This is a genomic window from Inquilinus sp. NPDC058860, assembly GCF_042743185.1.
Taxonomy (GTDB): Bacteria; Pseudomonadota; Alphaproteobacteria; order DSM-16000; family Inquilinaceae; genus Inquilinus.
The window spans coordinates 81,191-102,230 of the sequence record NZ_JBHYMS010000001.1; the positions used below are offsets into that span (position 1 = coordinate 81,191).

Sequence of the window (21,040 nt, forward strand, 5' to 3'; positions counted from 1 at the left end):
GAAGCGAGAGGGTCCGATGTCCCTGCCCCGGTTCCAGCACTATATCGACGGTGCCTTCGCGGACGGCGCCGCGACCTTCGAGAGCGTCGACCCGGCAACCGGCGAGGCCTGGGCGCTGATGCCCGCGGCCGATGCCGCGGATGTCGACCGCGCCATGCGGGCGGCGCATCGCACCTTCCTGGACTCCGACTGGTCGCGGATGACCGCGACCCAGCGCGGCCGGCTGCTGCACCGGCTGGGCGACCTGCTGGCCGAGGAGGCGCCGCAGCTGGCCGCGATCGAGACCCGCGACACCGGCAAGATCATCCGCGAGACCCGGGCCCAGATCGGCTATGTCGCCGAGTACTACCGCTATTTCGGCGGCCTGGCCGACAAGATCGAAGGCGCGCATCTGCCGATCGACAAGCCGGACATGGAGGTCACGCTGCGGCGCGAGCCGATCGGCGTCGTCGCCGCGATCGTGCCCTGGAACTCGCAGCTGTTCCTGTCGGCGGTGAAGCTGGGGCCGGCGCTCGCCGCCGGCTGCACCGTGGTGCTGAAGGCGTCGGAGGACGGCCCCGCCCCGCTGCTGGAGTTCGCGCGGCTGGTCGACCGGGCCGGCTTCCCCAAGGGCGTGGTCAACATCGTCACCGGCTTCGGCGAGGATTGCGGCCGGGCGCTGACCAGCCACCCGCTGGTCGCCCGCGTCGCCTTCACCGGCGGCCCGGCGACGGCCCGCCACGTGATCCGCAACACCGCCGAGAACCTGGCCCACACGACGCTGGAGCTGGGCGGCAAGTCGCCGGTGCTGGTGTTCGCCGATGCCGATCTCGACAGCGCCGCCAACGCCGTGATCGCCGGCATCTTCGCCGCCAGCGGGCAGAGCTGCGTCGCCGGCTCGCGCCTTCTGGTCGAGCGCGGCATCCGCGACCGGCTGCTCGGGATCCTGGCGCGCAAGGCCGCCGCGATCCGCATCGGCGACCCGCAGAACCCGGCGACCGAGATGGGGCCGCTGGCCACCCGGCGCCAGCGCGACCGCATCGCCGAGGTGGTGGAGCGCAGCCTCGCCGCCGGCGCCCGGCTGGTCGCCGGTGGCCACCCGCCCTCCGGGGCCGGCTTCTACTACCCGCCCACCATCCTCGACTGCGACAGCCAGGCCGTGCCCAGCGTGCGGGAGGAGCTGTTCGGACCGGTGCTGAGCGTCCTGTCCTTCGACGGCGAGGCGGAGGCGGTCGCGGCCGCGAACGACAGCGAGTTCGGCCTGGCCGCCGGCGTGTTCACCCGCGACCTGGCCCGCGCCCACCGGCTGGTCCGGCGCATCCGGGCCGGCGTGGTCTGGGTCAACACCTACCGGGCGATCTCGCCGATGGCGCCGTTCGGCGGCTACGGCCTCAGCGGGCTGGGCCGCGAGGGCGGGCAGGACTCGGTGCGCGAGTACATGCGCACCAAGGCGGTGTGGATCCGGACCTCGGACGACCCGATCCCAGACCCCTTCGTGATGCGCTGAGGGCCGGACGATGATCTACGAGCTGCGCACCTATCGGCTGAAGACCGGCACCGTGCCGCGCTACCTGCGGCTGGTCACGGAGGAAGGCATCGCGATCCAGCGGCCCCATCTCGGCACGCTGGTCGGCTATTTCGCCACCGAGATCGGGCCCTTGAACGAGATCGTCCATCTCTGGGCCTATGACGATCTCGCCGACCGCGAGCGGCGCCGCGCGGCGCTGGCGGCGGATGCCCGGTGGCAGGAGTTCCTGCCGAAGATCCAGGCGCTGATCGAGACCATGGACAGCAGGATCCTGAAGGCGGCGCCGTTCTCGCCGCCACCATGAGCCGGAAGCGGCCAAAGAAGTGCGACGCGTTGCGAACCAATAACGGGAGGCATGAATGAAGACGCTGAAATTCCTGGCGGCCGGTGCCGCCAGCCTGTGCATCGGACTGGGAGCGGCCGGGGCGCAGGCGCAGAGCATGGTGTTCACGAGCTGGGGCGGCACCACGCAGGACGCCCAGAAGGCGGCCTGGGCAGAGCCCTTCACCGCCGCCACCGGCATCAAGGTGCAGCAGGACGGGCCGACCGACTACGGCAAGTTCAAGGCCATGGTGGAGAGCGGCAACGTCGCCTGGGACGTGGTCGACGTCGAATACGATTTCGCGGTCAGGGCGGCCCAGGACGGGCTGGTCGAGCCGGTCGACTTCTCGGTGGTGAAGCGCGACGAGATCGACCCGCGCTTCGTCACCGACCACGCCGTCGGCAGCTTCTATTACTCCTTCGTGCTGGGCTACAACCCGGACGTGCTCGGCGACAAGGCGCCGAAGAGCTGGGCTGACCTGTTCGACACCACGGCCTTCCCCGGCAAGCGCACCTTCTACAAATGGTCGGCGCCGGGCGTGCTGGAGATCGCGCTGCTGGCCGACGGGGTGGCGCCGGACGAGCTGTACCCGCTGGACCTCGACCGCGCCTTCCGCAAGCTCGACAGCATCAAGGGCGACATCGTCTGGTGGGGCGGCGGCGCGCAGTCGCAGCAGTTGCTGGCCTCGGGCGAGGCGGCGCTCGGCATGTTCTGGAACGGCCGCCTGCACGCGCTGGAGCAGTCCGGCACCAAGGTCGGCGTGTCGTGGGAGCAGAACCTCACGGCAGCCGACATGCTGGTGGTGCCGAAGGGCGCGCCGAACAAGGACGCGGCGATGAAGTTCCTGGCGCAGGCCACCAGCGCCAAGGGCCAGGCGGACATGGCGGCGCAGACGGCCTACGCGCCGGTCAACGTCAAGTCCAAGGACCTGATGGACGCCGCGACCGTCGAGACCCTGCCGGACCGGCACGCCGCCGGGCAGATCAATCTCGACATGGCCTATTGGGCCGCCAACCGCGATGCCATCGCCAAGCGCTGGTACGCCTGGCAGACGCAGTGACCTGACGCGGCGCGGCGGGGTCGCCGCGCCGCCCATGAGCCGGGGAGGCAGGGCGATGGTCATGGCCCGATCCGACACCACGATCCCGATCCCGCCGCGGATCCGGCGCCCCCTGGCCGGGTTCGGCCTGGTGGTGCCGGGGCTGGGCCTGCTGCTGCTGTTCTTCATGCTGCCGGTGCTGGCCCTGCTGCTGCGCAGCGTGCTGGAGCCGCAGCCGGGCCTCGGCAACTACGCCGAGTTCTTCGGGTCGACCACCTATCTGAAGGTGTTCCTGAACACCTTCACCGTCGCCGGGCTGGTCACCGCCGTGACCCTGGCGCTGGGCTTCCCGGTGGCCTGGTTCCTGGCGGTGGCGCCGAGGCGCTGGTCGGCGCTGCTGTTCGGCATCGTCGTGCTGTCGATGTGGACCAACCTGCTGGCCCGCACCTATGCCTGGATGGTGCTGCTGCAGCGCACTGGCCTGATCAACCGGACGCTGATCAACCTCGGCATCATCTCCGAGCCGCTGGCGCTGACCAACAACCTGGTCGGCGTCACCATCGGCATGACCTACATCATGCTGCCCTTCATGATCCTGCCGCTGCATGCCGCGATCCGCACCATCGACCCGGCGATCTTCCAGGCGGCGGCGCTGTGCGGCGCCAGCCGCGGCCAGGCGCTGCGGCGGGTGTTCCTGCCGCTGGTGGCGCCCGGCATCGCCGCCGGCGCGCTGATGGTCTTCGTCATGTCGCTCGGCTATTTCGTGACGCCGTCGCTGCTGGGCGGCACCGCCAACATGATGCTGGCGGAGCTGATCGCCCAGCTGGTCCAGTCGCTCTTGAACTGGGGCCTGGCCGGCGCCGCGGCGCTGGTGCTGCTGGTCGTCACCCTCGCGCTCTACGCCGTGCAGATCCGCTGGTTCGGCTTCGGCCGGACCGCCGGGTAGGAGGCGCCGGATGCTGCTCGACTACGACCGCCTCGGCGCCCTGCGCTGGCTGCTCGGCGGCATCAGCCTGGCGGTGGCGTTGTTCCTGCTGCTGCCGATCCTGCTGATCGTGGCGCTGTCCTTCGGGTCGTCGCAATGGCTGCAGTTCCCGCCGCCCGGCTGGACGCTGCGCTGGTACCGCGATCTCTTCGCCGATCCGGGCTGGCTCGACGCCGTGCTGGCCAGCCTGAAGGTCGCGTCGATCGTCACGGTGCTGTCGGTGCTGCTGGGCCTGTTCGCCGCCTTCGGGCTGGTGCGCGGCCGGTTCCGCGGCCGCGAGGCGCTGCGCGCCCTGTTCCTGACGCCGATGGTGCTGCCGGTGGTGGTGCTGGCGGTCGCGCTCTACGCCCTGTTCCTGCGGCTGCATCTGAACGGCACGCTGGCCGGCTTCGTCATCGCCCATCTGGTGATCGCCCTGCCCTTCGCCGTGCTGTCGATCGGCAATGCGCTGGAGCGCTTCGACAAGGCGATCGAGGATGCGGCGGTGCTGTGCGGCGCCGGCCCGTGGGAGGCGCGGCTGCGCGTCACCCTGCCGGGCATCCGCCTGGGCCTGTTCGCGGCGGCGATCTTCTCCTTCCTCGCCTCCTGGGACGAGGTGGTGCTGGCGATCTTCATGGCCAGCCCCGACCTCCAGACCCTGCCGGTGCGGGTCTGGGGCGCGTTGCGCCAGGACCTGTCGCCGGTGATCGCCGCCGCCTCGGCGCTGCTGGTCGCCTTTACCGCCGCCCTGATGCTGCTGGCGGCGCTGTTTCGCAGGAGCAGAGAGCCATGACCCCGCCCTTCCTGAGCATCCGCGGCATCCGCAAGGCCTATGGCGAGGCGGTGGCGGTCGAGGCGGTCTCGCTGGACATCGCCCGCGGCGAGTTCGTCACCTTCCTCGGCCCCTCCGGCTCGGGCAAGAGCACCACGCTCTACGTCATCGCCGGCTTGCTGGAGCCGAGCGCCGGCGACGTGCTGCTCGACGGCCGCTCGCTGCTGGCGGTGCCGTCGCACCGCCGCAACATCGGCATGGTGTTCCAGCGCTACACGCTGTTCCCGCACCTGACAGTGGCGGAGAACGTGGCCTTTCCCCTGCGCGTCCGCCGCCGGCCGGAGGCGGAGGTCCAGGCCAAGGTCCGGGCGATGCTGGAGCTGGTGCGGCTGGAGCCGTATCGCGACCGGCTGCCGGCGAAGCTGTCCGGCGGCCAGCAGCAGCGCGTCGCCCTGGCCCGGGCGCTGGCCTACGACCCGCCGCTGCTCCTGATGGACGAGCCGCTGTCGGCGCTGGACAAGACGCTGCGCGAGGAGATCCAGGTCGAGATCCGCCGCATCCACCGCGAGACCGGGGTGACCATCCTCTACGTCACCCACGACCAGGAGGAGGCGCTGCGCCTGTCCGACCGGATCGCCCTGTTCAACCATGGGCGGATCGAGCAGGTCGGCAGCGGCCGCGACCTCTACGACGCCTCGCGCACCCGCTTCGCCGCCGGCTTCATCGGCAACTCCAACTTCCTGCCGGGCCGGATCGCGGCCGGCGCCGACGGCCAGGCGACCCTCGTCTGCCCGGACGGGTCGCGGATCGAGGGCGTGCCGCTGCAGGGGCTGGAGGCCGGCGGCGGTGAGGCTATGCTGATGGTGCGGCCGGAGCGGATGCGGCTGGAGCGTGCGGCCCCAGGCCGGGTCGGGCTGCCGGGGGTGGTCGTCGACCGGACCTTCCTCGGCGACACCATGCACTACACGGTGCGGACACAGTGGCATCAGGAGCTGGCGGTGCGCAGCCCGCTGGCCCGGGCGGACGACGCGGAGTTCGGCTTCGGCGACGCCGTGCACGTCGCCTGGGATGCCGAGCAGACCAGGCTGTTCCCGGAGGGCTGACGCCGCCCCGGGCCCCCTCAGCCCTCCACCGTCCCGATCACTGCCAGGCAGTCGCCGGCCTTCACCAGCCCCGGGAAATGCCGCGCCGCCAGGATGCCGTCCAGCGCCGCGCGGTATTCCGCCGGCGCCTGGCCGGTGCGGTCGACCGGGTGGATACGGGCGATGATTTCACCCTTGCGCACCGGGTCGCCCAGGTCGACGCAGGTCTCGGCCATGCCGTCCTGCTCGGCGAAGCGGAAGCAGTCGGCGGACGGCATGTCGAGCCAGCGGCTCGGGGCGCGCTCGACCTCGCCCGAGAGAATCCCGGCATGGCGCAGCAGGTTGCGCACGCCGCGCTTCGCGATCCCCGCCGTGCGCGCGGTGGCGCTGCCGCCGCCGCCCAGCTCCGTCGTCACGAAGACCTTGCCCGCCGCCTCGGCCGCGGTGTCGTACATGCCGACGGCGTCGATCTCCAGCATCCGCATCGACCAGGGGGCGGAGAACGCCGCCACCGCCGCGAAGCAACGCGCCTCCTGGTCCTTGTCGGGCAGGATATGGGCGGCGGCGAAGGGCACGAAGTCGAGCGTCCGGCCGCCGGAGTGGAAGTCGAGCACGATGTCGGCCAGCGGCAGCAGATGGCGCTGGAAATAGTCGGCGATCTTCTGCGTCACCGTGCCGTCCGGCCGGCCGGGGAAGCTGCGGTTCAGGTTGCCCCTGTCGATCGGCGAGGTACGGGTGCCGGCGCGGAAGGCCGGATAGTTCATCGCCGGGACGATGATCACCCGGCCGCGGACCTGCGCCGGGTCCAGCGTCCGCGCCAGATCGAACAGGGCGATCGGCCCCTCGTACTCGTCGCCGTGATTGGCGCCGGTGAGGAGCGCGGTCGGCCCCTCCCCGTTCTTGATCACGGCGACCGGGATCATCACCGAGCCCCAGGCGGAATCGTCCCGGCTGTAGGGCAGGCGCAGCGCGCCGTGCTGCACCCCGTCACGGGCGAAATCGACCGAGGGGACGATCGGCGAGGGCGGCAGATCGCTCATGGCTTGACGAAGAGCTGGCGCGGCACGTCGGCCAGGATCTCGACGCCGCTGTCGGTGATGGCGATGCTCTCGGTGATCTCCAGCCCCATATCCTCCAGCCACAGCCCGGTCATGAAATGGAAGGTCATGCCGGGCTCCAGCACGGTGCGGTCGCCGGGGCGCAGGCTCATGGTGCGCTCGCCCCAGTCGGGCGGGTAGCTGAGGCCGATCGGGTAGCCGGTGCGGTTGTCCTTGATGATCCCGTACTTCTTGAGGACAGCGAAGAAGGCGTTGGCGATATCCTCGCAGGTGTTGCCGGGCCGCGCGGCGCCGAGCCCAGCCTCCATCCCCTCCAGCACCGCCTTCTCGGCATCCACGAAGGCCTGGGTCGGCTTGCCCAGGAATACGGTGCGCGACAGCGGGCAGTGGTAGCGCTTGTAGCAGCCGGCGATCTCGAAGAAGGTGCCCTCCCCCGACTGCATCGGCTTGTCGTCCCAGGTCAGGTGCGGGGCCGAGGCGTCGGCGCCCGAGGGCAACAGCGGCACGATCGCCGGATAGTCGCCGCCGAAGCCCTCCACCCCGCGGGTGCCGGCGTCGTAGATCTCGGCCACCAGGTCGTTCTTGCGCAGGCCGGGCTCGACCTTCTCGACGATCCGCCTGTGCATCGCCTCGACGATGCGGGCGGCCTTGCGCATGTAGTCCAGCTCCTGCGGGCTCTTCACCGCGCGCTGCCAGTTCACCAGCGCCGTGGCGTCGGCGAAGCGGGCATTGGGCAGGTGGCGCTGCAGCGAGGCGAAGGCGGCGGCCGAGAACCAGTAATTGTCCATCTCGACGCCGATCGACAGGCGGCCCCAGCCGCGCGAGTCGATGATCTCGGCCAGCCGGTCCATCGGGTGCCGCTCGGTCGACTGCACGTAGTGGTCGGGGTAGCCGATGATGTTGTCATGCGCCAGATAGGCGGTGCGCTTGGCGCCGTTGGCGTCCTGGCCGCGGCCGTACCAGATCGGCTCGCCCTCCGGCGGCACCAGCACGCCCTGGTGGACGTAGAAGGACCAGCCGTCATAGCCGGTCAGCCAGGCCATGTTCGACGGGTCGCTGACCCACAGCAGGTCGATGCCACGGCGGGCCATGGCGGCACGGGTCTTGGCGAGCCGCGCGGCATATTCCTCGCGGCTGAAGTTGAGCTCTACGGACATGCTGTGCCTTTCAGCTTTCGAATTGCGTGCCAACCCCGGCGGCGGCGACGCGGCCGCGGGCCAGGGTGGCGATGGCGGTGTCCTGGACGCCGGTGCCGGTCAGGTCCGCGACGGTGATGGCGGCGGCGGAAGACCGCCCCGCCGCCCGGCCGGCGATGACGGCGCCGAGTTCCGGGAAGGCCGCGTCGGCGGCCACGGCGCCGGCCGCGATGGCGTGGTGCAGCTCGCCCAGCCGGCGCGTCTGGGCCAGGCTGTCGGCGACATAGAGATCCGCCTTTGTGAGGATCGCTGGGTCCAGCTCGTTCTTGTGCTCCGCGTCCGAGCCCATGGCGGTGACATGCTGGCCCGGCGCCAGCCACTCGGCGCGCAGGATCGGCTCGGCCGCCGGGGTGGTGGTGACGACGATGTCGGCGCCGTCGACCGCGGCCTGCGGCGCCGCCTCGGCATGGACGGCGATGCCCATCTCGTCCGACAGCCGCGCCGCCAGGGCCTGCGCCCGGTCGTGGTCGCGCGCCCAGATCCGCGCCTCGACGATCGGCCGCACCAGGGTCAGGGCCTTGAGCTGCAGCCGCGCCTGCACCCCGGCGCCGAAGATCGCCGCCACCCGGGAGTCCGGGCGCGACAGATGCTTGGCCGCCACCGCGCCGGCGGCGGCGGTGCGGACATCGGTCAGGTAGCCATTGTCCAGGAACACGGCGTCGACCAGCCCGGTGCGGGCGCTGAACAGCACCATCAGCCCGTTGGTGCTGGGCAGGCCCAGCTTCGGGTTGTCGAAGAAGCCGGGGCTGATCTTGATGGCGAAGCCGTCGAGGCCGGGGACATAGGCGGTCTTGACGTCGACCTCGCCGCGATGCTCGGGGATGTCGAGGCGCAGGATCGGCGGCATCGCCACATCCTTGGTGGCCAGCGCCAGGAAAGCCTGCTCGACGCAGGCGACGGCGTCGCGGTCGAGCGGGACGGCGCGGCGCAGCTCCGCCTCCGTCACGATGGTCATGCGGGGCACGATGTCTCCTCCCAGGCGCCGCTGACGATCCGCCGGTGCAGCGCCATGTCGATGTTGCGGCCCGAGACCACGAGCACGGTCGGGCCGGGAACGGCGAGCTTGCCGGCCAGGAGCGCGCCGATGCCGACGGCGCCGCCGCCCTCGACGATCTCCTGCTCCGCCGCATAGGCGTGGTCGATCGCCGCGGCGATCTCGGCCTCGGTCAGCAGCACCGCCTCGTCCAGCAGGTCGCGGGCCAAGGCGAAGGTATGGCGGTTGTCCAGGCCGATGCCGCCGCCCAGCGAATCCGCCAGCGTCGGCAGCTCCTCGACCGCGACCGGACGGCCGGCGGCGAGGCTGTCGCGCATCGCCGGGCCGCGTTCCATCGACACGCCGACCATCCGGGCCTGCGGCCGCAGCGCCTTGACCGCGGCGGCGATGCCGCCGAACAGGCCGCCGCCGGACAGCGGCACCACCACCTGCGCCACCTCCGGCAGGTCGGCCACGATCTCGAGTCCGATCGTGCCCTGGCCGGAGATCACGTCGGGATGGTCGAAGGGCGGGATGGCGGTGAAGCCCTCCTCCGCCACCAGCCGGTCGACCTCACCTTGAGCGTCGTCCTGGGACCGGCCGACGATGCGGATCTCCGCCCCCAGGGCGCGGATCGCGGCGACCTTGTTCTCCGGCACCAGGGCGGACATGCAGACGACGCAGCGCAGGCCCTGGCGGGCGGCGGCATGGGCCAGGCCGCGGCCGTGATTGCCGGTGGAGGCCGCCGCGATGCCGACCTTCCTCGCCTCGGACGGCAGCGACAGCACGGCGTTGGTGGCGCCGCGCAGCTTGAAGCTGCCGGTGGTCTGCCGGGTCTCCAGCTTCAGGAACACGGGCGCGCCGGCAAGATCGGACAGAGACGCGGAGCGGACCAGCGGCGTCCGCACCACCTCTCCGGCGATGCGGTCGGCGGCCGCGCGGATGGTGTCGAGGGTGACGGCGTGGCTCATCGGGCCCCTCACAGCGCCATCAGCCGGCCGAGATCCGGCCGGGGGCGGTCGTCGCCGCACAGGCGCAGCGCCATCCAGGCGGTGGCGAGATTGCTGGACACGACCGGCCGGCCGATCCGCCGTTCGATCTCCGCCACCACCCCGGCGGCGCGCAAAGCGGTGCAGGAGATGAACAGCGCCTCGGCATCCGGCGCCATCGCCGCCTCGGCCGCAGCGACGATCGAATCCGGGCTGATCCGCGCCATCTGGCGGTCGTCGTCGAGGCCGAGGCAGGTGAAGCGGGCGATATCGGTGCCGTGGCCGGCGAAATAGGCCGCCATCGGCCGGCTGGTCTCGACCGTGTAGGGGGTCAGCACCGCGATCCGGCGGGCGCCGAGCGCGTCGAGGGCGCGGCGGGCGGCCAGCGGCGGGGTCACCACGGTGACGCCCGGCTTGGCCTCGCGGATCGCCTCCTCGACCGCGTCGTCGCCCATCACCACCGAGGCCGAGGTGCAGGAGTAGCAGACCAGGTCCAGCGACTCCTCCGGCAGGATCAGGCCGGCGCCTTCGCCGAGGCGCGGCTGCATCCGGCGCAGGTTCTCCGGCGTGGTCGGGTTGGCATAGGCGATGCGGGCGACATAGACGCCGATCCGGTCGCTGGCGACCATGCGGCGGAAATCCGGCTCGGTGGTGTGGTCGGTCGCCAGGATGACGAGGCCGATCCGCTTCGGCAGCGGACGGTCGTCGAAGCCGAGCGGCAGGGTGGACCGTTCGATCTCGGGCAGCGCGATCTGAGTCATCGGGGGCTCCGGCTCAGCGCAGGGGCCGGAAGCGGCGCTCCAGGAAGCGGAGGCCGATCACGGCGATCAGGCTGATGACGAGGAAGAAGGCGCCGACGAGCGTCATCGGCTCCAGGTAGCGGTAGTTGAAGTTGGCGACGCTGCGGGCCTGGTTCATCAGCTCCAGCACCGTGATGGCGGAGAGCAGCGGCGTCTCCTTGAACATGGCGATGAAGTAGTTGGCCAGGGCCGGGAGCATCGGCGGGATCGCCTGCGGCAGGATCACGTGGCGCCAGCTCTGCCCCGCGGTCAGGTTGCAGGCCTTCGCCGCCTCCCACTGGCCGCGCGGGGTGTTGTCGATGCCGGCGCGGTACACTTCCGCGGTGTAGGTAGCGTAGTGCAGGCCGAGCCCGATCACGCCGGCGGTCAGCGGCGACAGCGTCAGCCCGATATCCGGCATGATGTAGAACAGGAAGTACAGCTGCACCAGCAGCGGCGTGCCGCGGATGAACTCGATCAGGAAGCCCACGACCCGCGCCAGCCAGCGCTGCCGGGTCCGCCGCAGCAAGGCGAGACCGAGGCCCAGCACCACCGCCAGGGCGTAGCCCAGGATCGTGGCCAGGATGGTGATCTTCACGCCCTCGACCAGGGTCGGGAGGATCTCGGCGACGAAGGCCCAGTCCCAATCCATGGCTCAGCTCCGCACGCCGTCGAGGCCACGGGCCAGGCGGCGCTCCAGCGCCCGCACCCCGGTCGAGATCAGCACCGCCAGCACGAAATAGATCACCAGGATGGTGAGGAACGGGAAGGCGGTGCTGCCGGTCTGGGCCCGCACGATCTGGGCCTGGAAGGTCAGGTCGGCCAGCGAGATCAGCGACACCACGGCGGTGGCCTTCAACAGCTCGATGGCGTTGTTGCCGAAGGTCGGCAGCATCAGCACGAAGGCCTGGGGCAGGATGACGTGCCACAGGCTCTGCCGCTTGGTGAGGTTGAGCGCCACGCAGGCCTCGCGCTGCTCGCGCCCGATCGACTGCACGGCGCCGCGCACCACCTCCGCGCCATAGGCCCCGACATTGAGGCCGAGGGCCAGCACGCCGGCCTGCAGCGGGCTGAGCTCGAACCCTGCCAGCGGCAGCACGAAATAGACCCAGAACAGCTGCACGAAGATCGAGGTGCCGCGGAAGAACTCGACATAGGTCGTGGCCAGCGCCCGGACGGCGAGGTTCGACGACAGCCGCCCCAGCCCGGCCAGGAAGGCGACCACCAGCGCCAGGGCGCAGCCCAGCACGGTCAGCTCGATCGTCACCCAGGCGCCCTGCAGGATCAGCCCGAGATAGCCTTCCCAGTCGGTCATGCGGCAATCCGATGAGGAAAGAGCGCGGCGTCGTAGGTTGGGTTCGCTCCCGCGAACCCAACATGCCGAAGATCCAGCCGCTCCGTGTTGGGTTCGCCAGGGCGAACCCAACCTACGAGGATTGTGACCACGTCAGTTCGGTCCGCCGCACATCGCGTCGCGGTTGGTCTCGAGCGCGGCCTTGGCCGAGAAGCCGTAGGGCTCGACGATCTTGGCGAACTCGCCGGACTGCTTCAGCGCCGCCAGCTCCTTGTCGAAGGCGTCGCGCAGCGCCGTGTCCTGCTTGCGGAAGGCGGCGCCGTCGCAATAGACCGGCGCGTTCTTCACCGGCCCGACCATCTCGATGTTCGGGTCGTTCGCCTTCTTCAGCAGGTCCTGGATCGACAGGATCGGCAGCGAATAGGCGTCGATGCGGCCGTCCTGCAGCATCTTGATGCCGCTCTGCCCGTCCGGCACCACGATCACCCGGTCGCGCGGCACCCCGGCCTCCAGCGCCAGCCGCTCCTCGGTGCCGCCGCCCGGCGCGCCGATCTTGGCGTCCGCATTGGCGGCGATGTCGGCATAGCTCTGGAAGTTCGACGGGTTGCCCTTCTTCACCGCGAAGGCCTCGCCGTCGCACAGGATCGGCTGGGAATAGGACACGGCGCGGCAGCGCTCCGGCTTCATGAACAGGCCGGCGGTGACCGCGTCGAAGCGGCGCGCCTGCAGCCCGGGGATCATGGCGCCGTATTCCGAGATCGAGGCGACGACGTCGGGCACGCCCATGCGCTTGAACACCTCGCGCGCCACGTCCGGCCCGGCGCCGGAGACCTTGCCGTCCGCCGCCACGGCGGTGAAGGGCGGCTCGTTGGCGATGGCGATGCGGGCGAAGCCCTGCTCCTTCAGGTTGTCCAGCGTGTCGGCCGCGGCCGGCTGCGCGAAGGCAGCCAAGGCGGCGGCCGATGCGGCGGCCAGGATCAGACGCGCGCAAAATCCCTTGTTCATTTCTGCCTCTCCTGTTCTCTGGTTTGCGGTGCTGCCGCGGTCAGACCCGGTGGCCGGCGGCGATGATCTTCTTGAGGAAGGTCTGGGTCCGCTCCTCGCGCGGGTGCCGGAAGATCTCGTCCGGCGGCCCCTCCTCGACGATCCGGCCGCGGTCGAAGAACAGGACCCGGTCGGCGAAGTCGTGGGCGAAGCTCATCTCGTGGGTGACCAGCAGCATGGTCATGTCGGTCTCGGCGGCCAGGCGGCGCATGACGTTCAGCACCTCCTCGACCAGCTCGGGGTCGAGCGCCGAGGTGACCTCGTCGAACAGCATGATCTTCGGCTTCAGCGCCAGGGCGCGGGCGATCGCCACGCGCTGCTTCTGGCCGCCGGACAGCTGCGCCGGCATGGCCTTGGCCTTCTCGGCCATGCCGACCAGCTCAAGCAGCTCCATCGCCCGGGCCTCGGCGGTCTTGCGGTCGACGCCGTTGGTCAGGATCGGCGCCAGCGTGACGTTGTCCAGCACGCATTTGTGCGGGAACAGGTTGAACAGCTGGAACACCATGCCGATCTTGGCGCGCATCCTGTGCAGGTGGCGCTCGTCCGCCGGCACCAGCCCGCCGTTCCGCGGCATGTGGAACAGCGGCTCGCCCTCGATCCGGATGACGCCGCCGTTGATCTCCTCCAGCGTCATCAGGATGCGCAGGATGGTGGTCTTGCCGGAGCCGGACGGGCCGATCAGGGCCAGCTTCTCGCCCGGCTTCACGGTGAAATTCAGGTCGTTGAGGACGGTCAGCGGCCCGAAGCGCTTGGTCACGCCCTCGACGCTGATACACGGATCGGATGCGGAGTTCGCCAAGTCGCTCTCCCTGTTGGCGACGGGCCTCTGTTGCCGCCAACGATGGAAGGGAGACAAAATCATGTCAAACGGAAAAACAAATCAGTACAATTTAGCCGGACGTGATAATTCCTTAGGCGCCGGCTTGCCTGTTTTTACATCGCCAGCAGCACCGGCTCCGGCTCGCCCTGCAGCAGGTTGACCACGATCTTCAGCCCGTCGCGCAGCTGCTCGGGCGTGGTCGAGCCGACCGAGATGCGCACCGCCGGCTGCCGGTCCATGCCGCCCTCGGCGGCGCCCCCGATCGCAAAGGAGGCGCCGGGCGCGATCGCCACGCCCTGCAGCCGGGCATGCGACACGAATTCCTCCTCCGACCGCCCCTCGCCCAGCGGCAGCCAGACATGCAGCCCCTCCGGGTGGGCCTTGTGCGGGATGCCGGCCAGAAGCTCCGCCGCGATCGCCTGGCGGCCGCGGATCGCCGCGTTCTGCCAGCGCACCAGCTCCGCCGCCGTGCCGGTCTCGACCCAGCGGGCGGCCAGCTCGGCGACCAGCCCGGTCGCCATCCAGCTGGTCACCAGGCTGCGGTTGGCGACCCCCGGGCACAGCCGGTCCGGCACCACCAGATAGCCGGCGCGCAGCCCCGGCATCACGCATTTGGTGAAGGTGGTGACGTAGAGCGTGCGCTCCGGCGCCAGGGCCGCCAGCGGCGGCAGGCGCTCGGTCAGCAGCGGCGCCAGCACGTCGTTCTCGATGATCTGCAGCCCGTGGCGGCGCGCCACCTCGACGATCTCCGCCCGCCGCGCCGCGCCCATCAGGCTGGCGGTGGCGTTGATCGGGTTCGGCATGACGAACAGGGCGCGCACATCGCCCTCGCGGCAGGCCTCGTCCAGCGCCTCGGGGACCACGCCCTCGGCATCGATCGCCACGCCGCGCAGCCTGAGGCCGAGATAGGCGGCCAGCGGCACCAGCGTGTGGTGGCCGACCGCCTCGGTCACCACGGTCGATCCCGGCGGGGCCGCGGCCATCAGGGCGATGGTCATGCCGGAGGTGGCGCCGTTGGTCAGGTGGATGGTGCCGGGCGTGGCCTCGACCCCGCAATGCTCGCGCAGCCAGGCCTGCGCCACCCGGCGGTGGCGGGCGAACAGCATGTTCGGGCGGAAGGACAGCACGGCGGAATGGGGCAGGTCGTCGGCCAGCGCATGCAGCGCCGCCTTCATCGCCTCGATGTGCCGGGTCTCGCACACCACCGGCTTCAGGATCGAGAGATCGATGACCTCGCTCAGCCGCTCCGGGATGAAGGGCGGAACCGGCTCGCGCTGCGGCGCACGGATGAAGGTGCCGCGCCCGGTCTCGCCGGAGATCAGGCCGCGGCGGATCAGCTCCTCATAGGCGCGGCTGACGGTCTGCACCGACAGGTCCAGCGTCTCGGCCATCGCCCGGTGCGTCGACAGCCGTTCCCCGGGCTGCAGCCGCCCGTCCGAGATCGCCCGCGCGATCTGGTCGGCCAGGGAGAGATAGGCGGGACGCCGCAGGGCGGCGGGATCGGGCTGCCAGATTGTCATGATTGGACTGTGATCCAGGATCAGTTCAATTGACAACCCGAATTGCGCACCGGCATGGTTCGCAACCATGACATCCGTCAAGCTCGACCCGATCGACCTGCGCATCCTGGCCGAGATCCAGCGCGACGGGCGCATCACCAAGCTGGCCCTGGCCGAGAAGGTCGGGCTGTCGCCGACGCCGTGCTGGACCCGGCTGCACCGGCTGGAGCGCGAGGGCGTGGTCGCCGGCTATCACGCCCGGGTGGCGCTGCGCCGCATCGCCCCCTTCGCCATGGTGTTCGTCGAGATCACGCTGGGCGCCCATCGCCAGGCCGATTTCGACCGGTTCGAGCGGGCGGTGAAGGCGGTGACGGAGGTGGTGGCCTGCTGGTCGCTGGGCGGCGGCATCGACTACCTGCTGAAGGTGGTGGCGCGCGACATCGACGGCTATCAGCGGCTGATCGACCGGCTGCTGGAGGACGAGATCGGCATCGACCGCTACTTCACCTACATCGTCACCCGGACGGTGAAGGATGACGTGACGGTGCCGGTGGAAGTGCTGGCGGGGGCGGACGGGACATAGTCGGAGAGACTCTCTCTCCACCCCCCTTCGCTCCGAGAGACTTGGTCTCCCTGCCGCCCCGCAAACAGCCTCCTTCTCCCCCGCTCTCCCCCTACCCTGGCGGCCTCGCTTTCGACGGAGGCTCAGCCAATGACCGCCCTCGCCACCCGGCCCAGCCAGCACGACGCGCTGGGCCGTCTGACCGACCGCCGGCTGCTGCGCGAGCTGGCCTATGTCGACGGCCGCTGGACAGCCGCCGCCAACGGCGCGGTGTTCGAGGTCGCCGACCCGGCCACCGGCGTCACCGTCGCCCGGGTGGCGCGGCTGGGCGCGGCCGAGGCGGACCGCGCCATCGCCGCCGCCGAGGCCGCCTTCCCGGCCTGGCGGGCGCTGCTGCCGCAGGAGCGGGCGGCCAGGCTGCGCAACTGGTTCGATCGGATCCTGGCGGCCAAGGAGGACCTGGCCCTCTTGATGACGCTGGAGCAGGGCAAGCCGCTGGCCGAATCCCGCGGCGAGATCGATTACGGCGCCGGCTTCGTCGAATGGTTCGCCGAGGAGGCCAAGCGCCTGAACGTCGAATCCGGCACCAGCCACCTGCCCGGCGCCGAGATGATGGTGCGGCGCGAGCCGCTGGGCGTCGTCGGCGTCGCCACGCCCTGGAATTTCCCCTGCGCCATGCTGACCCGCAAGGCCGCGGCCGCGCTGGCCGCCGGCTGCACGGTGGTGGCGCATCCGTCGTCGCAGACCCCGCTGTCGGCCCTGGCCCTGGCCGAGCTGGCGGAGCGCGCCGGCATCCCGGCCGGGGTGCTGAACATCGTCACCGGCGACCCGGAGCCGATCGTCAGCCGGATCTGCGCCGACCGGCGGGTGCGGGCGGTCAGCTTCACCGGGTCGACCGAGATCGGCCGGCTGATCGCCGAGCGCTGCGCCCCGACGATCAAGCGGCTGCAGCTCGAGCTGGGCGGCCATGCGCCGCTGATCGTCTTCGCCGATGCCGATCTCGACCGCGCCGTGTCGATCGCGATCGACGCCAAATTCGCCACCTCGGGCCAGGACTGCCTGGCGGCCAACCGGATCTATGTCGAACGGCCGGCTTATGCCGCCTTCTGCAAGGCCTTCGCCAGGCGGGTGGCGGCGCTGAAGGTCGGCAACGGCCTCGATGCCGGGACCGAGATCGGGCCGCTGATGCATGATCGCGCCGTGGCCAAGGCGGCGGAGCATGTCCAGGACGCCGTGGCCCGCGGCGCCCGCTGCCTGGCCGGCGGCGATGTTCATCCCGCTGGGCCGCTGTTCTTCGTCCCGACCGTGCTGGCCGACGTGCCGGACGACGCCGCGATCATGCGCGAGGAGACCTTCGCCCCGGTCGCCGCCGTGACGGCCTTCGACAGCGAGGACGAGGTGGTCGCCCGCGCCAACGATACCGAATACGGGCTGGTCGCCTATGTCGTCACCCGCGACGGTGCCCGCATGCTGCGGCTGGGCCGTGCCCTCGACTACGGCATGGTCGCGGTCAACCGGGTGAAGATCACCGGCGCGCCGATCCCGTTCGGCGGCACCAAGCAGTCCGGCCTCGGCCGCGAAGGCTCGCGCCACGGCATCGAAGCCTTCACCGAGCTGAAGTACCTCTGCCTCGACGCGGCGTAAGCCCGCCCTTTCGTTCAAGGAGATTTCCGATGGCCCTTCGCGGCAACGAACTCGACGCCTGGGATCGCGACCATTTCTTCCATCCGTCGACCCATATGGCGGCCCATGCGCGGGGCGAGACGCCGAACCGGATCATCACCGGCGGCGAGGGCGTCTACATCACCGACCGCGACGGCAAGCGCAGCCTGGACGCCTTCGCCGGCCTGTACTGCGTCAATGTCGGCTACGGAAGGCGCGAGATCGCCGACGCGATCGCCGCCCAGGCGCATGAGCTGGCCTATTACCACGCCTATGTCGGGCACGGCAGCGAGCCGTCGATCCGCCTGGCCAAGATGATCATCGACCGGGCGCCGGCCGGCATGTCGCGGGTGTTCTTCGGCCTCGGCGGGTCCGACGCCAACGAGACCAACGTCAAGCTGGTCTGGTACATCAACAACATCCTGGGCCGGCCGGAGAAGAAGAAGATCATCTCGCGCTGGCGCGGCTATCACGGTTCCGGCCTGATGACCGGCAGCCTGACCGGGCTGGAGCTGTTCCACAAGGCCTTCGACCTGCCGCTGGCCCAGGTGCTGCACACCGAGGCGCCCTACTACTACCGGCGCGAGGACCGGTCGCTGAGCGAGGAGCAGTTCTCGCAAGCCTGCGCCGACCGGCTGGAGGAGTTGATCCTGGCCGAGGGGCCGGAGACGGTGGCCGCCTTCATCGGCGAGCCGATCCTGGGCACCGGCGGGTTGGTGCCGCCGCCGGCCGGCTATTGGGAGAAGATCCAGGCCGTCCTGGCCAAATACGACGTGCTGCTGATCGCCGACGAGGTCATCACCGGCTTCGGCCGGCTGGGGTCGATGTTCGGCTCCGACCACTACGGCATCAAGCCGGACCTGATCACCATCGCCAAGGGCCTGACCTCGGCCTATGCGCCCCTGTCCGGCGTGATCGTGTCGGAGAAGGTGTGGAAGATCCTGGAGAAGGGGTCCGACGCGCTCGGCGCCATCGGCCATGGCTGGACCTATTCCTCGCACCCGCTGTGCACCGCCGCGGCGATCGCCAATCTCGAGCTGGTCGACAGCCTGGGGCTGGTCGAGAACGCGCGCGAGACCGGCGCCTATTTCAGGCAGGCGCTGGCCGACGCGCTGGCCGGCCACCGCATCGTCGGCGAGGTGCGCGGCGAGGGCCTGGCTGCAGCGGTCGAGTTCGTGGCCGACAAGGACGACCGGGTGTATTTCGACCCCGCGCTGAAGGTCGGCCCGCGGATCTACGCCGCCACGCTGGCCCGCGGCGTCATCACCCGCGCCCTGCCGCAAGGCGACATCCTGGGTTTCGCCCCGCCGCTGTGCCTGACCCGCGACGAGGCCGACATCGTGGTCAAGGCCGTGGCCGGGGCGGTCGAGTCGGTGGCAAAGGAGCTGTGAGCGACGCCATGATCGCCGAGACCATCCCCGTCACCATGCGCGCCGTGGTCCTGACCGGCCATGGCGGGCCCGAGAAGCTGGTCTATCGCGACGACGTGCCGGTGCCGAAGCCGGCGGCCGGCGAGGTGCTGATCGAGGTCACCGCCTGCGGCATGAACAACACCGATGTCTGGGTCCGCGAGGGCGCCTACGGCACCGAGGCGGACCCGGAGGCGGTGTCGAGCTGGCGCGGCCGCGGCGACCGGTCGACCCTGACCTTCCCGCGCATCCAGGGCACCGACACGATCGGCCGCATCGTCGCGGTCGGCGCCGGCGTGCCGGCGGCGCGGATCGGCGAGCGGGTGATGGTCGATTTCAGCATCTACAACCGCGACGACGACAGCCTGGCCGACATCGACTACATGGGCCATGGCCGCGACGGCGGCTATGCCGAATACATGGCGCTGCCGGCCGACCATGCCCATCGCGTCGACACGCCGATGAGCGACGTCGAGCTTGCCACCTTCTGCTGCGCCTACCTGACCGGCGAGCACATGCTGGACCGCGCCCGGGTGGCGGCGGGCGAGCGGGTGCTGGTCACCGGCGCTTCGGGCGGAGTCGGCTCCGGCATCGTCCAGCTGTGCCGCGCCCGCGGCGCCATCCCCTATGCCGTGGTCGGGCGGGGCAAGGAGGAGGCGGTGCTGGCGGCCGGTGCCGAGGCGGTGGTCACCCGCGATGCCGGCGACTTGGTCTCGGCGGTGGAACGGGCGACGAAAGGGCGGCCGATCGACGTGGTCGCCGACCTGGTCGGCGGGGCGATGTTCAACGACCTGCTGCGCATCCTGCGGCCGGAGGGTCGCTACACCACCGCCGGCGCCATCGCCGGGCCGGTGGTGCAGCTGGACCTGCGGACCATGTACCTGAAGCACCTGGAGTTGCATGGCTCGTCGCAGGGCACGCGCGGCGCCTTCCGGCGGCTGGTGCGGTACATCGAGGAGGGCAAGCTGAAGCCGCTGGTCGGCGGCGTCTACCGCCTGTCCGACTTCCACCGCGCCCAGGTCGACTTCATGGCCAAGGGCTTCGTCGGCAAGCTGGTGGTGGTGCCGGATTCGAAGTGGGGCGGCACGGCCTGACGCACGCCACGGAGAGGGGCCGATGCCGGAACCGCGGCCCCTCGCATCCCGTTGACCGGAGGACATTGGAACACAGCCGTTCGAGGTGGAGACCACGATGGCGGATCCGAACACCTCCCATCCAACCCCGCCTCTGCCGAAGCAGCAGCAGGAACCGCCCGGACAGACCGGGCGGATGAGGCCGGAGCCCGACCATGGCGAGCACAGCTACCGCGGCAGCGGCCGGCTGGAAGGCAAGGTCGCGCTGATCACGGGCGGCGATTCCGGCATCGGCCGCGCCGTCGCCATCGCCTTCGCCCGCGAAGGCGCCGACGTCCTGGTCTCCTATCTCGACGAGCACGAGGATGCCCGCGAGACCGTCCGCTGGGTGGAGCAGGCCGGCCGCCGCGCGATCGCGGTCCCCGGCGACGTCGCCGACGAGGCGCATTGCCGGGCGCTGGTGGACCGGGCGGTCCGGGACCTCGGCGGCATCGACATCCTGGTCAACAACGCCGCCTACCAGATGACCTTCGACGGCATCGACCAGATCAGCGCCGAGGAATGGGACAAGACGTTCCGCACCAACATCCACAGCCAGTTCTACCTGTCCAAGGCCGCGGTGCCGCATCTGAAGCCGGGCAGCGCCATCGTCAACACGTCCTCGATCAACGCCAAGGACCCGTCGCCCTCGCTGCTGCCCTATGCCACCACCAAAGGCGCCATCGCCAACTTCACCGCCGGGCTGGCGCAGCTGCTGGCCGACAAGGGCATCCGCGTGAACTGCGTCGCCCCGGGGCCGGTCTGGACGCCGCTGATCCCGTCGACCATGCCGGAGCAGAAGGTGGAGAATTTCGGCGCCAACACGCCGCTGGGACGGCCGGCGCAGCCGGCCGAGCTGGCGCCGGCCTATGTGCTGCTGGCCTCGCCGGAAGCGAGCTACATCACCGGCGCCGTCCTGGCGGTCACGGGCGGCCGGCCGATGCTCTGAGGCGGACA

The 21,040-nt window shown here is 70.7% G+C and carries 21 protein-coding genes; 11 read left to right on the top strand and 10 right to left on the bottom strand.

Annotation, left to right across the window (positions count from 1 at the left end; genetic code table 11):
• Positions 1-16: 16 nt before the first annotated feature.
• The 6 genes from ACFW16_RS00385 to ACFW16_RS00410 all read left to right on the top strand — a co-directional run bounded on the left by ACFW16_RS00385 (position 17) and on the right by ACFW16_RS00410 (position 5,707).
• Complete coding sequence (locus ACFW16_RS00385) at positions 17-1,486, top strand: aldehyde dehydrogenase (RefSeq protein WP_380300702.1); 1,470 nt, start codon at positions 17-19, stop codon at positions 1,484-1,486.
• Positions 1,487-1,496: 10 nt separating this feature from the next.
• Positions 1,497-1,811, top strand: a complete 315-nt coding sequence (locus tag ACFW16_RS00390; protein ID WP_380300704.1) for an NIPSNAP family protein — start codon at positions 1,497-1,499, stop codon at positions 1,809-1,811.
• A gap of 55 nt (positions 1,812-1,866) precedes the next feature.
• Positions 1,867-2,889 (top strand): ABC transporter substrate-binding protein, encoded by a 1,023-nt coding sequence (locus ACFW16_RS00395; RefSeq protein ID WP_380300706.1) that lies wholly within the window; start codon positions 1,867-1,869, stop codon positions 2,887-2,889.
• Between the two features lie 61 nt (positions 2,890-2,950).
• Positions 2,951-3,814, top strand: a complete 864-nt coding sequence (locus ACFW16_RS00400) for an ABC transporter permease (protein WP_380300708.1) — start codon at positions 2,951-2,953, stop codon at positions 3,812-3,814.
• A 10-nt stretch (positions 3,815-3,824) separates the two neighbouring features.
• Positions 3,825-4,625: an ABC transporter permease gene (locus tag ACFW16_RS00405; protein WP_380300710.1), complete on the top strand. Its 801-nt coding sequence runs from the start codon at positions 3,825-3,827 to the stop codon at positions 4,623-4,625.
• A complete protein-coding gene (locus tag ACFW16_RS00410; RefSeq protein WP_380300712.1) occupies positions 4,622-5,707 on the top strand; it encodes an ABC transporter ATP-binding protein in 1,086 nt (361 codons plus the stop codon). The genes ACFW16_RS00405 and ACFW16_RS00410 overlap by 4 nt, the downstream gene beginning before the upstream one ends.
• Before the next feature lie 17 nt (positions 5,708-5,724).
• Here the strand turns inward: ACFW16_RS00410 and doeB are convergent, their stop codons facing one another.
• The 10 genes from doeB to ACFW16_RS00460 form a co-directional block, all read right to left on the bottom strand.
• Positions 5,725-6,726: a N(2)-acetyl-L-2,4-diaminobutanoate deacetylase DoeB gene (gene doeB, locus ACFW16_RS00415; protein ID WP_380300714.1), complete on the bottom strand. Its 1,002-nt coding sequence runs from the start codon at positions 6,724-6,726 to the stop codon at positions 5,725-5,727.
• Complete coding sequence (gene doeA, locus ACFW16_RS00420) at positions 6,723-7,901, bottom strand: ectoine hydrolase DoeA (RefSeq protein ID WP_380300716.1); 1,179 nt, start codon at positions 7,899-7,901, stop codon at positions 6,723-6,725. Before doeA ends, doeB begins: the two co-directional genes overlap by 4 nt.
• Positions 7,902-7,911: 10 nt before the next feature.
• Complete coding sequence (gene eutC / locus ACFW16_RS00425) at positions 7,912-8,895, bottom strand: ectoine utilization protein EutC (RefSeq protein WP_380300718.1); 984 nt, start codon at positions 8,893-8,895, stop codon at positions 7,912-7,914.
• Positions 8,892-9,884 carry a hydroxyectoine utilization dehydratase EutB gene (gene eutB, locus ACFW16_RS00430; RefSeq protein ID WP_380300720.1) on the bottom strand — a complete coding sequence of 331 codons (993 nt, stop codon included), beginning with the start codon at positions 9,882-9,884 and terminating at the stop codon, positions 8,892-8,894. The genes eutC and eutB overlap by 4 nt, the downstream gene beginning before the upstream one ends.
• Positions 9,885-9,892: 8 nt before the next feature.
• Entirely contained in the window at positions 9,893-10,663 is a 771-nt protein-coding gene (gene eutA / locus ACFW16_RS00435; RefSeq protein WP_380300721.1) for an ectoine utilization protein EutA, read from the bottom strand.
• 13 nt (positions 10,664-10,676) lie between these two features.
• Complete coding sequence (gene ehuD, locus ACFW16_RS00440; RefSeq protein WP_380300723.1) at positions 10,677-11,333, bottom strand: ectoine/hydroxyectoine ABC transporter permease subunit EhuD; 657 nt, start codon at positions 11,331-11,333, stop codon at positions 10,677-10,679.
• Between the two features lie 3 nt (positions 11,334-11,336).
• Positions 11,337-11,996 (bottom strand): ectoine/hydroxyectoine ABC transporter permease subunit EhuC, encoded by a 660-nt coding sequence (ehuC, locus tag ACFW16_RS00445; protein ID WP_380300725.1) that lies wholly within the window; start codon positions 11,994-11,996, stop codon positions 11,337-11,339.
• 132 nt (positions 11,997-12,128) lie between these two features.
• Positions 12,129-12,980 (bottom strand): ectoine/hydroxyectoine ABC transporter substrate-binding protein EhuB, encoded by an 852-nt coding sequence (gene ehuB / locus ACFW16_RS00450; RefSeq protein ID WP_380300727.1) that lies wholly within the window; start codon positions 12,978-12,980, stop codon positions 12,129-12,131.
• 40 nt (positions 12,981-13,020) lie between these two features.
• Entirely contained in the window at positions 13,021-13,818 is a 798-nt protein-coding gene (ehuA, locus tag ACFW16_RS00455) for an ectoine/hydroxyectoine ABC transporter ATP-binding protein EhuA (RefSeq protein ID WP_380300729.1), read from the bottom strand.
• Between the two features lie 134 nt (positions 13,819-13,952).
• Positions 13,953-15,359, bottom strand: a complete 1,407-nt coding sequence (locus ACFW16_RS00460) for a PLP-dependent aminotransferase family protein (RefSeq protein ID WP_380300731.1) — start codon at positions 15,357-15,359, stop codon at positions 13,953-13,955.
• 67 nt (positions 15,360-15,426) lie between these two features.
• Here ACFW16_RS00460 and ACFW16_RS00465 point away from each other — a divergent pair, with 67 nt between their 5' ends.
• The 5 genes from ACFW16_RS00465 to ACFW16_RS00485 all read left to right on the top strand — a co-directional run bounded on the left by ACFW16_RS00465 (position 15,427) and on the right by ACFW16_RS00485 (position 21,032).
• On the top strand, positions 15,427-15,921 hold the full coding sequence (locus tag ACFW16_RS00465) for an Lrp/AsnC family transcriptional regulator (protein WP_380300733.1): 495 nt from the start codon (positions 15,427-15,429) through the stop codon (positions 15,919-15,921).
• 129 nt (positions 15,922-16,050) lie between these two features.
• Positions 16,051-17,544 carry an NAD-dependent succinate-semialdehyde dehydrogenase gene (locus ACFW16_RS00470; protein WP_380300735.1) on the top strand — a complete coding sequence of 498 codons (1,494 nt, stop codon included), beginning with the start codon at positions 16,051-16,053 and terminating at the stop codon, positions 17,542-17,544.
• A 29-nt stretch (positions 17,545-17,573) separates the two neighbouring features.
• Positions 17,574-18,953 carry an aspartate aminotransferase family protein gene (locus ACFW16_RS00475; RefSeq protein WP_380300737.1) on the top strand — a complete coding sequence of 460 codons (1,380 nt, stop codon included), beginning with the start codon at positions 17,574-17,576 and terminating at the stop codon, positions 18,951-18,953.
• Positions 18,954-18,961: 8 nt separating this feature from the next.
• Positions 18,962-20,065, top strand: a complete 1,104-nt coding sequence (locus ACFW16_RS00480) for an alcohol dehydrogenase family protein (protein ID WP_380300739.1) — start codon at positions 18,962-18,964, stop codon at positions 20,063-20,065.
• 97 nt (positions 20,066-20,162) lie between these two features.
• A complete protein-coding gene (locus ACFW16_RS00485; RefSeq protein WP_380300741.1) occupies positions 20,163-21,032 on the top strand; it encodes an SDR family oxidoreductase in 870 nt (289 codons plus the stop codon).
• Positions 21,033-21,040: the final 8 nt, after the last annotated feature.

Bases quoted from the DNA above. Each gene is read 5' to 3' on its own strand.
- ACFW16_RS00385 (WP_380300702.1), top strand. From the start codon at position 17: ATGTCCCTGCCCCGGTTCCAGCACTATATCGACGGTGCCTTCGCGGAC.
- ACFW16_RS00390 (WP_380300704.1), top strand. From the start codon at position 1,497: ATGATCTACGAGCTGCGCACCTATCGGCTGAAGACCGGCACCGTGCCG.
- ACFW16_RS00395 (WP_380300706.1), top strand. From the start codon at position 1,867: ATGAAGACGCTGAAATTCCTGGCGGCCGGTGCCGCCAGCCTGTGCATC.
- ACFW16_RS00400 (WP_380300708.1), top strand. From the start codon at position 2,951: ATGGCCCGATCCGACACCACGATCCCGATCCCGCCGCGGATCCGGCGC.
- ACFW16_RS00405 (WP_380300710.1), top strand. From the start codon at position 3,825: ATGCTGCTCGACTACGACCGCCTCGGCGCCCTGCGCTGGCTGCTCGGC.
- ACFW16_RS00410 (WP_380300712.1), top strand. From the start codon at position 4,622: ATGACCCCGCCCTTCCTGAGCATCCGCGGCATCCGCAAGGCCTATGGC.
- doeB (WP_380300714.1), bottom strand. From the start codon at position 6,726: ATGAGCGATCTGCCGCCCTCGCCGATCGTCCCCTCGGTCGATTTCGCC.
- doeA (WP_380300716.1), bottom strand. From the start codon at position 7,901: ATGTCCGTAGAGCTCAACTTCAGCCGCGAGGAATATGCCGCGCGGCTC.
- eutC (WP_380300718.1), bottom strand. From the start codon at position 8,895: ATGACCATCGTGACGGAGGCGGAGCTGCGCCGCGCCGTCCCGCTCGAC.
- eutB (WP_380300720.1), bottom strand. From the start codon at position 9,884: ATGAGCCACGCCGTCACCCTCGACACCATCCGCGCGGCCGCCGACCGC.
- eutA (WP_380300721.1), bottom strand. From the start codon at position 10,663: ATGACTCAGATCGCGCTGCCCGAGATCGAACGGTCCACCCTGCCGCTC.
- ehuD (WP_380300723.1), bottom strand. From the start codon at position 11,333: ATGGATTGGGACTGGGCCTTCGTCGCCGAGATCCTCCCGACCCTGGTC.
- ehuC (WP_380300725.1), bottom strand. From the start codon at position 11,996: ATGACCGACTGGGAAGGCTATCTCGGGCTGATCCTGCAGGGCGCCTGG.
- ehuB (WP_380300727.1), bottom strand. From the start codon at position 12,980: ATGAACAAGGGATTTTGCGCGCGTCTGATCCTGGCCGCCGCATCGGCC.
- ACFW16_RS00460 (WP_380300731.1), bottom strand. From the start codon at position 15,359: ATGACAATCTGGCAGCCCGATCCCGCCGCCCTGCGGCGTCCCGCCTAT.
- ACFW16_RS00465 (WP_380300733.1), top strand. From the start codon at position 15,427: ATGACATCCGTCAAGCTCGACCCGATCGACCTGCGCATCCTGGCCGAG.
- ACFW16_RS00470 (WP_380300735.1), top strand. From the start codon at position 16,051: ATGACCGCCCTCGCCACCCGGCCCAGCCAGCACGACGCGCTGGGCCGT.
- ACFW16_RS00475 (WP_380300737.1), top strand. From the start codon at position 17,574: ATGGCCCTTCGCGGCAACGAACTCGACGCCTGGGATCGCGACCATTTC.
- ACFW16_RS00480 (WP_380300739.1), top strand. From the start codon at position 18,962: ATGATCGCCGAGACCATCCCCGTCACCATGCGCGCCGTGGTCCTGACC.
- ACFW16_RS00485 (WP_380300741.1), top strand. From the start codon at position 20,163: ATGGCGGATCCGAACACCTCCCATCCAACCCCGCCTCTGCCGAAGCAG.